The following is a 12,521-nucleotide window of genomic DNA, read 5'->3' as shown; positions in this document are numbered from 1 at the left end:
GTCTTCACCTCCGACCAACCTGGTTGAGCGCTTGACTATTTCCCACACAGCGTGTGGCCCTGCTCACGCTCAGCTGTAGAGTCGCACCCAGTCGATCTGCACCGAGGACTCCAGCGGGACGGTGCCGGGCCGCTTGGGGTTGTAGTTCTGCTGGATCACCAGGTGCATCGGCTTCTGCGGGATGAACTTCTTGTCCAGGTAGGCACCCCAGGGCCGGCCGTCGATGTAGAGGGTGATCCGGTCGGACTGCCAGTCCACCGCGTAGTCGTGCCACTGGGTCATGTCGAAGTGCTCGCTGGCGAAGTAGCCACCATCGGTGTTGCCGGGCCCGTGCAGCCAGCTCTGCACGTACTGCCGCGCCGGGTCGTACTCCTCGGCGAAGTCGATCTCGCCGGTCTGCGTCCAGTTCGCGTCGTCGGCCGGCCAGAGCAGGAACACCGGGTTGAAGGCGGGATCGGCGGGCGCGGGGAACCGGGCGCGGATCTCCCAGCGGCCGAAGGTCCGGTTCTGCTTCCAGGCCATGCCGCACGTGGTGCCGGCCTGGTCCGCCAGCCCGGTGATCGTCAGCACCCCGCCGGAGAGGCTGCACTGCTTGGCGCTCAGCGTCTCCTTGGACGCCGAGTTGTAGCCGTCGTACACCCGCCAGCGGGTGCTGCTGAGCTTCTTCGCGTCGAACTCGTCGCCGTCGACGCGCTGCCAGCCCAGGTCGAGTCCCGCCTCCCCGGAGGACGGCCGCGTCGGGATCACACTCGGCGCGGTCGTGCCGAGCGCGGGCGTCTGATCCTGCTCGTCCGAGGAGTCGAACCGTGCCGCGGTCGCACGCACGGCGAACACGGTCCCCACCACAAGGAGCAAGCCGACCATGGCGATGATCACGCGACGTCTCACGGGCGACAAAATACATCCCCCGATCGGGTGGCCGTCACCCCTCCACATCCTTGCGGGTGATCGTGTGAGGTTATTCGGCCCGTTCGGCCTGCCGCTTGGCGATGAGGAAGAGCGCCTGCCGGCGCAGCCGCGCCCCCGGCGCCTTCGCCGCGCCGACGAGCCGGTCGCGCCGCCGGACGTCCCACTCCGGGTCCGCCGCCAGCCGTTCGCTGAGGTAGCGCTGCTCGGCGTACTCGGCACGCTGCGCCCGCGCCGACACCGAGCCCCGGCCGATGCGGAAGGCCGCCAGCGACTCCCGCATCCCGTAGAAGTCGCCGAACTCGAGCAGCCGGATCCACAGCGCGAGGTCCATCGGGAACTGCCACCGCGCGTCGAAGCCCTTGACCGCGTCGAAGTGCTCGCGCCGGAACAGCGCGCCGCCCGGCTCGCCCAGCGGGTTGCCGCCGTGCCGGACGATCTTGCGGATCACCACCGGGCTGGGCACGCGGCCCACCAGCCCGCGCAGCCCCCGGTTGCGGCTGATCAGCCGCGCCTCCTCGTTGATCAGGTCGCGGCGGCTGCAGACGAGCGCGAGCGCCGGGTCGCCCGCGAGCACCGCGTGCTGGCGTTCGAGGCAGCGCGGGTGCAGCAGGTCGTCGGCGCACACCAGTTTCACCAGCGGCCCGGTAGTTTCCGCGACAGCGCGGTTCCAGTTGTCGGCCAGCGGGAGCACGCGCTCGTTGCGCACGACCCGGAGCCGGGGGTCGCAGAACCCGGCGAGGATCTCGGGCGTGCGGTCGGTGGAGGCGTTGTCGAGCACCACCAGCTCGAAGTCGGCGAAGGTCTGGGAAAGGACGCTCGAGACAGTGTCGGCGAGGTACCGCTCGGCCTGGTATGCCGGCACGCAGACGGAGACCGCGGGCGCGCTCACGATAATTCCCCCTTTAGGTGGTACCCGCCGACAGGCGCGGCGGTGACAAGTCGCTCATGCTCAAGGTCGTGGGGATCCTTGCGGTGGTGGCCGGGCTCGTGACGGCGCTGGTCACGTGGCTGCCCGTGGGCGGTGGCGTGCTCGGGGACCCGACAGCGGGGCAACAGGACATGGCACTCGGCGTGACGCACGGGCAGTACAGCCTCGACTCGTGGCTCACCCCGGAACAACGCGAGAGCGGCGAGCAGATCCTCGGCGCCACGCCGCTGCTGCAGAACCAGCACATCATGGGCTTCGGCGTCGGCAACCCGGAGCCCTCGCCCGGCCAGTACGACTGGTCCCGCCTCGACGAGCGGATGGGCCTGATCACCCGGACCGCGGGCACCCCGGTGATCACCCTGTGCTGCGCGCCCGACTGGATGAAGGGCGGCCGGCCCGGCACCACGAACTGGGACAACCTCGCCGTCGCGCCCCAGCCCGCGCACTACGCAGACTTCGCGAAGCTGGCCGCCAAGGTCGCGCTGCGCTACCCGCAGGTGCGGTACTTCCAGGTGTGGAACGAGCTGAAGGGCTTCTGGGACGACGCGGCCGGCGACTGGGACATCAAGGACTTCACCGACTTCTACAACCAGGTCTACGACGCGGTGAAGCAGGTCCGCCCGGACGCGAAGATCGGCGGCCCGTACGTCGTGCTGAACCTGTTCGCCGCGACCGACCACCCGTCCACGATGAAGGGCGCGTACGGGGTGGTGGACCAGCGCTCGCTCGACGCGATCTGCTACTGGAACGAGCACAAGCACGGCGCGGACTTCGTCGCGCTCGACGCCTCGACCCTGACCCGTGACAAGGGCCTGATCGCGTCGCCGGGCGCCGCGAGCGCCATCTACTCCGACGCGACCCGCTGGGCGCGCGACCTCACCGGGCTGCCGGTGTGGTGGTCGGAGTTCTACCCCGAGGCGCCCGAGAAGACCGACCAGGCACGCGCCGTGGTCACGCTGGACGCCGTGGCCAGGGCCGCCGAGGCGGGCGCGGCGGCGATGCTGCTGTGGCAGCCGCAGGCCAGCGACGACCTGCCGTACTCCGCGCTGTGGACGGCACCACCGGACATCGGGCCGACCTGCCTGACCAAGGCGTGGACGTGGCTGGCGCCGCGGCTGCGGACCGGCTCGGTGACGGTCGTCCGGGACGTCGCGGACGACCTCGTGCGGTTCGTCGACGGGCAGCAGACGCTCACGCTCAACATCTCGGCCTCGGCGGAGCTGCAGGGCACCGTGGCCCTGCCACCGTTCTCGATCACCCTGACCGGGACCTGAGGTCATACCGTCAGCCCCACCACGATCCGCCAGACGGCTCCGATCACAGTCAGCACCGTGAGCACCAGGGCTACCAGGTCCAGCGTGCGGATCCGGCCGGTGCGCGCGGTCGCGGAGTCGGTGGACCGGCGGCCGACGGCGAGCTCCTTGAGCACCGTCCGCACGATGAGCACCACCAGCAGTGCCACCCCGAAGATCGCGGTGACCAGCGTCAGCACGTCCGCCGGGTTCACGTGGCGACCGTCTTCTCGCGCACGAGCCGGGCGGGCACCCCGGCGTACACCCCGGGCACCGGGCAGTCCCGGGTCACGACCGCACCCGCCGCGATCACCACGTCGGCGGCGATCCGCACGCCGGGCAGGATCTGGGCGCGCGCGCCCACCCACACCCGGTCGCCGATCTCGACCGCGCGGCCTTCGGAGACCCGCGAGACGGTGCCGTCGGCCAGCGTCGGATGGTGCGAGGTGACCACCATGACCTGCGGGCCGAACTGGCAGGCCTCCCCGATCCGGATCGGGGCGACCGGCTCCAGGTAGCACTCGGCGTTGAGGAACGTCCGCCTGCCGATCTCCAGGTTCCGCATCGCCCCGTACACGCGCAGGCCGGGGAAGATGTTGCCCGTGCGCACCTGCGCGCCGAACAGCCGGTAGCCGGCCAGCCGCAGCGGGCGCGGCATCAGCGCGCTGCCCAGCACCCCGTTGACCGCCGCCCCGACGGTCATGGACCACAGCTCTATCCGCACCTGGCTCGCCAGCCGACGGCCGAACTCACTCAACCCGTTCCTCCACCACTGCCCTGCACGTTCTCCTCCGCCGGCGCGGTCCTGGCCAGCACGAGCGAGCCCTCGTCGTTGAAGGCCAGCCGGTACAGGCCGGTGTCCTCGAGCCCCTTCACCAGCCTGTCCCCGAAGTCCGCGGGCACCCCGTCGAAGATCTTCAGGTACGCGATCTGCGGCGGGGTGAGGACAAGATAGTCCGGCCCCGACTCGCGGATGCACCCGACGAGGGGGTCGAGCTGGTCCATCCGCTGGCAGTAACCGTCCACTTCGTACTGCGAGACCTCGCCGACCCTGGTGAACGACAACGGCACCGAGTTCACCAGCGAGTCGACCCGCTGGCCGGGCTGGGCCTGCCCGATCGCCCACGCCGCGGCCGAGATGTCGCTGCGGGTGAAGCTGGTGTACGCGTCGTTGCCGCCGCGGGCGGTGACCGTCGAGGCGACCAGCCCGGTGAGCACCACCCACGGGATCGCGGCCAGCACGATCGTCCGGCCGGGCCGGTTGCGCCAGCGCATCCGCCGCGCGTTCGTCGCCGCCCGTTCGAGCACGATCGCGGCGGGCAGCGCCAGCATCGGCAGCGAGAACAGGAAGCAGCGCATGAACACCTCGCCGCCGTAGGGCTGCGCCACCGCGATGGCGAACGGCGCCAGGCACAGCACCGGAAGCAGCCAGGACCGCAGCGAGTCGCGGCGCATCAGCACGATGCCGACGGCGGCGAGCGCCATCACGAACACGCTGATCGCGACGCGCACGGCGAGCACGATGAGGTGCCCGGTCCCGCCCGCGAACCGGTTGACGATGCCCTCGTCCACAGAGGAGCTGACGTCGCCCAGCGGGCTGAGGATCATCTGGATCAGCTGGCCGCTCCAGAACTCCGAGGCGCCGAGGGAGAACCAGACGACCGCGGCGCCGAGCACGATGAACGGCAGCCAGGCCGGCCACAGCCTGCCGAACAGCAGCAGCAGCACCAGCAGCACGCCGAGCAGGAACGGGGTGAGCTGGTGGGTCGGCGCGAGCGCGATGCCGATCAGCACCACCGCGCCCTGCGCGACGAGGCGGGCCTTGGGACTCGACCGCGGCGCGAGGCGCGCCCGCAGCCGCGCCTTGACCGGCTCGGTCAGCCGTGGCCGGACCAGGTGCCGGAAGGTCAGCGTCAGCGCGGCCAGCAGCAGCACCATCGCGGTGCCCTGCGGGGAGAAGTAGTCCTGCTCGGTCCAGTCCGCGGCGAGGAAGATCCATGGCGCGATCCAGGACGCGCGCCGGTTGCCCAGCGCGGAGACCGCCAAGGCCCGCACGCCCAGCACCATCAGCCCGGACAGCACCACCGGCGCCCAGTTCAGCAGCGGCACGGCGTCGGGGATGCCGGCCGCCTTGGTGATCATCGCGACGAGCGAGAAGAACCCGGCCCAGGAGAACCGCGCGTCGTAGTTGTGCAGGATGTCGCCGTGCGAGGCGATGTAGTCGGCGAACCCGACGTGCAGCCAGCCGACCGGCAGCCGCGCGACCTGTTCGACCGCGGGCTGCAGCCCGTACACGAACACGACGCCGAGCAGGGTGTACCCGGACAGGAACCAGGTGCGGGGGGTGTAGCGCAGCAGCTCCAGCACCACCGCGGCGATCAGGATGGGGTACGACAGCAGCGTCGGGATCGACAGCTCGGCGACCAGGCCCATGCCGCCGATCTCCGACGGCGGGATCGGGTGCAGCCCGACGACCCACAGGATCAGCCCGATCCCGGCGAGCGCGGGCCCGAAGAACGGGTCGGCCAGGAACGCGGGCCGTCCCGCGCCCTGCCCGAGCCGCGGCCGCGACTCGACCGCGCGCCGCGGCGGCGACGTGCCCTCCGTCGGCGGCGCGAGCTTGCCCGCGACCGGGATGTAACGGGTCGGGCTGCTGGCCGGCGGGTAGTGCACCGGCTGGTTGCGGCCCGGGTAGCGACGGACGGGCCGGTTCGGGCGGAACGGCCGCAGGAACCGGGTGGGCGTGTTCACCGGCGGGCCCCCGGCAGCCGCACCCGCAGGTCGGCCAGCACCACGACGGCGAGCACGCACTGCGCGACCAGCAGGGCGACGCCGAAGGCGAGCTGGCTCGGCACGACCAGCGCCAGCACGACCGCGACCAGCGCTGTCATCGCGTGCAGGGCCGCGACACCGAGGCCGCGCCCGGCGGCGAGGTGCACCCCGACGCCGAGCACCACGGCCAGGCGCGGCAGCTGGGACGCCAGCAGGATCCGCAGCAGGCCGGCGCCCTGGGTGTACTGCGGGCCGAAGATCGCCAGCAGCACCCCGGCGAGCAGGCCACCGATCAGCAGCACCGGCGCGAAGACGAGGACGAGCCTGCCACCGGCCTCCCGCACCAGGCGCCGCGCGTTCCCCGGCTCGGCGGACAGCCGTACCACGAGCGGGTTGACGAAGGCGGTGGCGGCGACGTCGAGCGCGTTGATCGCCGTCCACACCACGAAGAACACCGCGTTCGCCTCGGCGCCGAACCGGTGCAGCACGATCAGCGGCACCAGGTTGTACAGCACCACCAGGCACACCGTCGCCGGGTAGGTCGGGGCGAGCAGGCGCACGATCTCCCGCCGGTCCGGCAGCACGCCGGGCGCGGGCCCGGGCCGCACCCGCCGGAACACGAGCACCGTCACGACGACGACCCCGAGCACGGTCGGCACCATCCAGGACAGCACGAGCCCGAGCGAGCCGAGTACCGGCGCCAGCGCGCCGAGCAGCGCCAGCCGCGCGACGCTGAACGACCCGTTCTCCACCGGCACCCAGCGCGCCTGGTTCAGCCCCGTGAGCACCGCGTCCTGGAACTGGAACAGCGTCCAGCCCACCGCGGCCGGGATGAACAGCAGCACCCCGGCGGGCAGCCGGTGCACGACCTCGCCGCCGGCAGGCACGAGCACGAACACCACCGACCCGGCGAGGCCGCCGAGCAGCACCGCGAGATAGCTGCGCGCCAGCAGCCGCCGGTTGCGCGCGCCCGAGCGCGGCAGCCAGCGCAGGATCGCCGGGCCGAGGCCCAGCTCGGCGACGCCGGCGACGAGCAGGAACCCGGACACGAACGCGGAGGTGTCGCCGACCTCGGCGGTGGGCAGCAGGCGCGCGGCCAGCACCCAGCCGATCATCCCGGCGACCGCGGTGATCCCGGCGCTGGCCGACAGCGCGAGGCCGTCGGCGACCATGCCGCGCGCGGGCGCGGGCCGCGTCCCGGTCACGACACGCTCCGCGGGCGGCTGCGCAGCACGTGGTGGACCAGCAGCGCCGCGGTGGCGATGACCATCCCGACCACCGCCGCCTCCGGGTGCCACGCGTGGGTCAGCACCAGCATCTGCGCCACCACCAGGCTGACCGACAGCGACAGCCCCACCGCGCTGATCCAGGTGACCGACAGGTGCCGCACGTTGACGTAGGAGATCATCGCCCAGCCCGGCGCCGTGCCGACGAACACCAGCACGGCGAGGGTCCGGACGGGCGAGTGGAGATTCAGCACGATCAGGAGTGCGGTGACGAAACAGACGCCGAGCAGGCAGTAAGCGGTGATTCGCCGGATCTTCAGCTGCTCGACCACCTGCACCCTTCCGTTCAAGCCCGACGGCAATTGTCTACCGGGAGCCCGAACGCGCATCGAACCGGTGCCGTTTCCACGCCCGGCCCAGCGCCAGCGGGCCGCTGAGCATGCCGTACCGCTCGTCGCGGCGCAGCTGCCGCAGCCGCGAGCGGGCCGCGCGGTCCGACAGCGGCAGCTCCGGCGTGCGCGACGCGAGCCGGGCCATCCCACGCGGGATGCGGCGGACGACGGAGAACACCCCGATCGGGCGGCGCAGCACCGACAGCAGCAGCATCGCCGCGAGGCCGACGCCGTAGCCGCGCATCTGCTCCCGCAGCTCCAGCCAGTCGGCGCGGTGCGTGTGCCGGGCGACCGCGTGCGGGGTGTAGACCACCGTGCCGCGGGCGCGGGCCAGCCGCACGAACAGGTCCAGGTCCTCCCCCGCCACCGCCGGGGTGCCCGCGCCCAGCAGCGGGTCGAAGCCGCCCAGGCTTTCGAACGTCTCGCGGCGCCACGTGGTGCAGCTGCCCGGCCCGTACCGCGCCATGGACAGCGGGTACAGCGGGTCCTCGCGCACGGTCTCGCGGTCCAGCCGCTGGCGGCGCACCGTGTGGCTGTAACCCTTGAGCCGTTCGAACAGCACCTCGGCGTCGGTCTCCAGGCTCGCCGGCAGCACCATCGCCGTCACGCAGCCGACCTCGTGGTCGGCGGCGAACTCCTCGGCCACCGCGTCGAACCAGCCCGGCTCGACGCTGATGTTCTCGTCGATGAAGGCGATCAGCTCGCCGCTGCTCTCCCGCGCGCCGGTGTTGCGCGCGACGCTCACGCCCTTGCGGGTCTCGACCAGGTAGCGGGCGCCGAGCTTCTCGACCTCCTCGCGCAGCCAGTCGTCGCCGTTCGGGCCGGGCGGGAAGTTGTCGACGACCAGGATCTCCAGGTGCGGGTACCCGGCGGCCAGCGCGGCCCGCACGCTCGTGACGGCCTGCGCCTTGCGGTTCGCGGTCGGGATCACCACGCTGACCAGCGGGCGCTCGAACTCGGGCGCCGGGGCGGGCGCCGGGGTCCCGATGCCGATCAGGTCGAGCCGGACCACCCCGCGGCGCACCGGCAGCAGCACCACGTCGAGGGTGCGCGCGCCGTCGCGCACCAGCACCTGCGCCGCGCGGTAGTGCCCCACCGTGCGCGCCGGCACCTGCAGCCGCGCGGGCATGTTGTGGATGTCGACGGTGGCGACGTGGATCGGGCCGTGCACGAGCTTCGGCGTGCTGACCCGGATCTGCAACCGCCGTCCGCTCAGCTTCCCGCGCGCGTAGCCCAGCGCGGTCGCGCCGACCACGACGAACACCGCGAGCAGGCCGGCCAGGCCCGTGCGCTGCCCGCGCAGCAGGCGGGAGAGCTCGCGCAGCACGGCCGCGGGGATCACCCGGCGCAGGTAGTCCCGTTCGGTGGCCAGCGCCGCGTCCGCGCCGACCGAGCGCGACACCAGCGCCTTCGACAGGCCCTCGCCCCAGCCGCGGCGGCGCAGGTAGCCCCAGGTGAGCCGGTCCGGGGTGACCCGGTGCCGCACGACCGAGGAGGGCCGGAACAGGATCACCGATCCCGGGGACGCCTGCCGCAGCCGGATGCACAGCTCGGTCTCCTCGCAGCCGAGCGGCGTGCGCCCGACCCGGCCGAGGTCCTCGGTGAACAGACCCGCCAGCTGGAAGGCCTCGCGCCGGAAGGACATGTTGCAGCCCATCAGGTTGCGCACCGGCGTCTCGGTCACCGGCTGACCGGTGTAGGTGCAGCCGACGACCCAGTCGAGCTCGCCGGTGCCGGCGCCGCGGGCGGGCAGCAGCGGCGCGCGCCGCCCGTCCGGCCACACCGGCCGCGCGGCACCGCCGACCGCGAGCACCCGCGGGTCCCGGTAGCCGGCGAGCAGCTGCTCGAGCCAGTCCTGCTCGGGCACCGCGTCGTCGTCGAGGAACACGATCACCTCGCCCTTGGCGAGCTCGATCGCGGTGTTGCGCGCGCCCGACAGGCCGCGGCGGCCGGCGTTGGGCACCACGAGCACGTCCCCGAACTCGGCGGCCGCCCGCTCTTCCAGGCCCGGGTTGTGGTCGATCACGAGGATGACCTCGCCGGCGGGCACGGTCTGCGCCCGCACCGAGGCCAGTGCCGCGACCACGTCGTCCCAGCGCCGCTCGGTGTAGGCGCAGATCACGACCGTGGTGGCCGGATCCGCCGGGTTCATGCCGGACACCGGTATCCGGCCGGCCCTGCGGTCACCGCGTCCGGTCTTCCGGTGCTCATACCGGCTCGCCCACACTCTCCGAGGCGGCACCGGGCAGCGGCGTCGGGGTGAACCTGCCGAAGCGGCGGGTGCGCCGCTGCTTGCCGACGCGCTGCCACTCCGCGACCAGCGTCCGCAGCACGCGGCCGCCGTCGCTGAACGTACGCAGGTTGGTCTCGCCGTGGATGCGCCTGCGCTCGACGCTGGGCACCTCGGTGATCCACAGACCCAGCGCCGCGACCCGGCAGTTGATGACGGTCTCGATCTCGAACCCGTCGCCCCACAGCATCTGCGGCCCCGGCGGCGCGAACACCGGCGGCAGCGCCAGCTGCGGCACCAGGTCCCGCCAGAAGGCGTTGTAGCCGTAGCACAGGTCGGTGAACCCGCCGCTGAACAACGTGTTGCTCAGCCGGTTCAGGCCCGAGTTGCCCGCCGCGCGCAGCGCGGTGATGTCGTGGCTGCCGCCGCCAGGGGCGAACCGGCTGCCCTTCGCGAAGTCCGCGCCGCCGACGAGGGCGTCGACGAACCGCGGGATCTCGGCCGGGTCGGCCGAGCCGTCGGCGTCGAACATGACGATCACGTCGCCGGAGGCGGCGAGGAACCCGCACGCGAGCGCGTTCCCCTTGCCACGGCGGGTCTGCTGGATGACGCGGACGCCGGGCAGCGCCTCGTGCGCGGCGTGCAGCGTGTCGTCGCCGGAGTGCCCGTCGACCACGAGCACCTCGTGCACCGGCGGCAGCTCGGGCAGGATCTCGCGCAGGTTCGCGGCCTCGTTCTTGGCCGGGACCACGATGGTCACGTCGGGCTCGAGCCTGCGCTTCGGGGTGCGCCGGGCGGCCACGGCGACGGCGTCGCCGAGGTTCTCGAACTCGGGTCTGCTGGCGTCGGTGACGCGATGCGGGGAGTCGATTGTCGTCACGCGCTGGGCTTCCTCACGGGCGGGGTCAACGTTCGGGGAGGGGAGATATCTGTCAGACGCTCGGGCGAGGCTCAGGTTCGTCGGCGTCGCAGATCGGTTTCGAGCAGCTCGCGGTCCTGCTGCTCGCGCAGCCACGCCAGGCGCGTGAACCGCTGCTCGAAATCGGCGGCCGTCAGCCCGTACCGGGTGTAGGCGCCGGCGAGCTCGCGCGCGCCGTCGGCCACGGACCATCCTGCCGCGAACCCTGGCAGCGCGGCCCGGATCCGCGAGAAGTCCACCCGATAGGAGCGTGGGTCCGGTCCCGACTCCCCGGTGATCAGCAGCTTCGACTCCGGCACGGCCTCGACGACGGCCTCCGCGATCTGGCGCACCGTGAGGTTGTTGACCTCGGTGCCCACGTTGAACGCGATGTCGTGCACCGCGTCCACGGGTGCGGCCAGCGCCTCGGTGAACGCCGCCGCGATGTCGAGCGCGTGCACCAGCGGCCGCCAGGGCGTGCCGTCGGAGAGCACCCGCACCTCACCGGTGAGCACCGCATGGCCCACCAGGTTGTTGAGCACGATGTCGGCCCGCAGCCGCGGCGAGAAGCCGAACGCCGTGGCGTTGCGCAGGTACACCGGGCTGAACCCGGAGTCGGCGAGGGCGTGCAGGTCGTCCTCGACACGCACCTTCGACTCCGCGTACGGGGTGACCGGGCGCAGCGGCGCGTCCTCGGTGACCAGGTCCTCCCCCGCCGCGCCGTACACCGAGCACGTGGAGGCGTAGAGGAACCGGCGCACCCCGGCGTCCTTCGCCAACCGGGCCAGCCGTACGGAGGCGGCGTGGTTGATGTCGTAGGTCAGATCGGGCTTGAGCGAGCCGAGCGGGTCGTTGGACAGCGCCGCCAGGTGGATCACCGCGTCGGCCCCGGCGAGCCGGTCGGCCGTCACGTCGCGCAGGTCCACCGGCTCGCCCGGCGGGTCGTCGGGCCGCGGCCCGAGCACGCAGTCGGCGAACAGCCCCGAGTCGAGGCCGAACACCTCGTGCCCGGCCTCGCGCAGCACCGGCGCCATCACCGAGCCGAGGTAGCCCTGGTGTCCCGTCAGCAGTACCTTCATGTCCCCGCCCCCACCGGTGCCGTCTTCTCCCACAACATCCACGGCCGCTCGCCGCTCTCGTACGCGGCGTCGAGCGCGGCGCGCTCCTTGAACGTGTCCGCCGGCTGCCAGAACCCGCGGTACGGGTAGGCGACCAGCCTGCCCTTCCCGGCGAGCGTGCCACAGGCGTCCTCGACGAGGTCGCCGTTCTCCGGAAGATGGTCGAAGACCTCCTGCCGCAGCACGAAGAACCCGGCGTTCTCCCACACCGGCAGCTGGCTGGCCGAGCTGATCGAACGAACCTGCCTGCCCTCGAGCTCCACGCAGTGGAACGTCGACTGCGGCGGCACGACCATCATCGAGGCGCCGGCGTCACTCGCCTCGAGGCCGGCGATCATGTCGTCGAGCGGGGCGTCGGAGAGCACGTCGGCGTAGTTGGCGAGGAACATCTCCTCACCGGCCACGTGCTCGCGCACGCGGCGCAGCCGCTCGCCGATCGAGGACTCGATCCCGGTGTGCACGAAGGTGATCGACCAGTCGCTGATGTCGGTCGAGAGCAGCTCGACCTCACCGCCGCGCAGCACGAAGTCGTTCGACGCGGTCTCGGTGTAGGACAGGAAGAAGTCCTTGATGTGCCGGGCGCCGTAGCCGAGGCAGAGCACGAAGTCCTTGTGCCCGAAGTGGGCGTAGTAGCGCATCACGTGCCACAGCAGGGGCCGCGGGCCGACCAGCTGCATCGGCTTGGGCACGTCGTCCGCGGGGCCGTTGCGCATCCGCATGCCGTAACCGCCGCAGAAGAGCACCACCTTCATCTTG

12 protein-coding genes are annotated in these 12,521 nt (G+C 72.3%); 1 reads left to right on the top strand and 11 read right to left on the bottom strand.

Annotated features, from left to right (window positions below; all coding sequences use genetic code 11):
* Positions 1-69: 69 nt before the first annotated feature.
* Positions 70-888, bottom strand: coding sequence for a glycoside hydrolase family 16 protein (locus LWP59_RS14145; protein WP_229857402.1), 819 nt, complete (start codon positions 886-888; stop codon positions 70-72).
* 70 nt (positions 889-958) lie between these two features.
* Positions 959-1,798 carry a glycosyltransferase family 2 protein gene (locus tag LWP59_RS14140; RefSeq protein WP_144634198.1) on the bottom strand — a complete coding sequence of 280 codons (840 nt, stop codon included), beginning with the start codon at positions 1,796-1,798 and terminating at the stop codon, positions 959-961.
* Between the two features lie 56 nt (positions 1,799-1,854).
* On the opposite strand from LWP59_RS14140, the gene LWP59_RS14135 reads away from it, so the two are divergent.
* Positions 1,855-3,111, top strand: a complete 1,257-nt coding sequence (locus LWP59_RS14135; RefSeq protein WP_144634195.1) for a hypothetical protein — start codon at positions 1,855-1,857, stop codon at positions 3,109-3,111.
* A 2-nt stretch (positions 3,112-3,113) separates the two neighbouring features.
* Here the strand turns inward: LWP59_RS14135 and LWP59_RS14130 are convergent, their stop codons facing one another.
* The 9 genes from LWP59_RS14130 to LWP59_RS14090 all read right to left on the bottom strand — a co-directional run bounded on the left by LWP59_RS14130 (position 3,114) and on the right by LWP59_RS14090 (position 12,517).
* Complete coding sequence (locus LWP59_RS14130; protein WP_144634192.1) at positions 3,114-3,344, bottom strand: hypothetical protein; 231 nt, start codon at positions 3,342-3,344, stop codon at positions 3,114-3,116.
* Positions 3,341-3,886, bottom strand: a complete 546-nt coding sequence (locus tag LWP59_RS14125) for an acyltransferase (RefSeq protein ID WP_229857401.1) — start codon at positions 3,884-3,886, stop codon at positions 3,341-3,343. The genes LWP59_RS14130 and LWP59_RS14125 overlap by 4 nt, the downstream gene beginning before the upstream one ends.
* A complete protein-coding gene (locus LWP59_RS14120; RefSeq protein ID WP_144634189.1) occupies positions 3,883-5,880 on the bottom strand; it encodes a hypothetical protein in 1,998 nt (665 codons plus the stop codon). The genes LWP59_RS14125 and LWP59_RS14120 overlap by 4 nt, the downstream gene beginning before the upstream one ends.
* A complete protein-coding gene (locus LWP59_RS14115; protein WP_229857400.1) occupies positions 5,877-7,106 on the bottom strand; it encodes a lipopolysaccharide biosynthesis protein in 1,230 nt (409 codons plus the stop codon). Before LWP59_RS14115 ends, LWP59_RS14120 begins: the two co-directional genes overlap by 4 nt.
* Positions 7,103-7,459 (bottom strand): DUF1616 domain-containing protein, encoded by a 357-nt coding sequence (locus LWP59_RS14110; protein WP_229857399.1) that lies wholly within the window; start codon positions 7,457-7,459, stop codon positions 7,103-7,105. The genes LWP59_RS14115 and LWP59_RS14110 overlap by 4 nt, the downstream gene beginning before the upstream one ends.
* A 34-nt stretch (positions 7,460-7,493) precedes the next feature.
* Complete coding sequence (locus LWP59_RS14105; RefSeq protein WP_144634183.1) at positions 7,494-9,671, bottom strand: glycosyltransferase; 2,178 nt, start codon at positions 9,669-9,671, stop codon at positions 7,494-7,496.
* A 55-nt stretch (positions 9,672-9,726) separates the two neighbouring features.
* Complete coding sequence (locus tag LWP59_RS14100; protein ID WP_144634180.1) at positions 9,727-10,629, bottom strand: glycosyltransferase family 2 protein; 903 nt, start codon at positions 10,627-10,629, stop codon at positions 9,727-9,729.
* A gap of 71 nt (positions 10,630-10,700) precedes the next feature.
* The gene (locus tag LWP59_RS14095; RefSeq protein WP_144634177.1) at positions 10,701-11,726 is read right to left on the bottom strand and encodes an NAD-dependent epimerase/dehydratase family protein; all 1,026 of its coding nucleotides are present in this window, start codon (positions 11,724-11,726) and stop codon (positions 10,701-10,703) included.
* Positions 11,723-12,517 (bottom strand): glycosyltransferase family protein, encoded by a 795-nt coding sequence (locus LWP59_RS14090; protein WP_144634174.1) that lies wholly within the window; start codon positions 12,515-12,517, stop codon positions 11,723-11,725. Before LWP59_RS14090 ends, LWP59_RS14095 begins: the two co-directional genes overlap by 4 nt.
* Positions 12,518-12,521 lie beyond the last annotated feature (4 nt).

The sequence above is a fragment of the Amycolatopsis acidiphila genome (assembly GCF_021391495.1).
GTDB lineage: Bacteria > Actinomycetota > Actinomycetes > Mycobacteriales > Pseudonocardiaceae > Amycolatopsis_E > Amycolatopsis_E acidiphila.
This window is presented reverse-complemented; position numbering and strand designations above follow the sequence as displayed.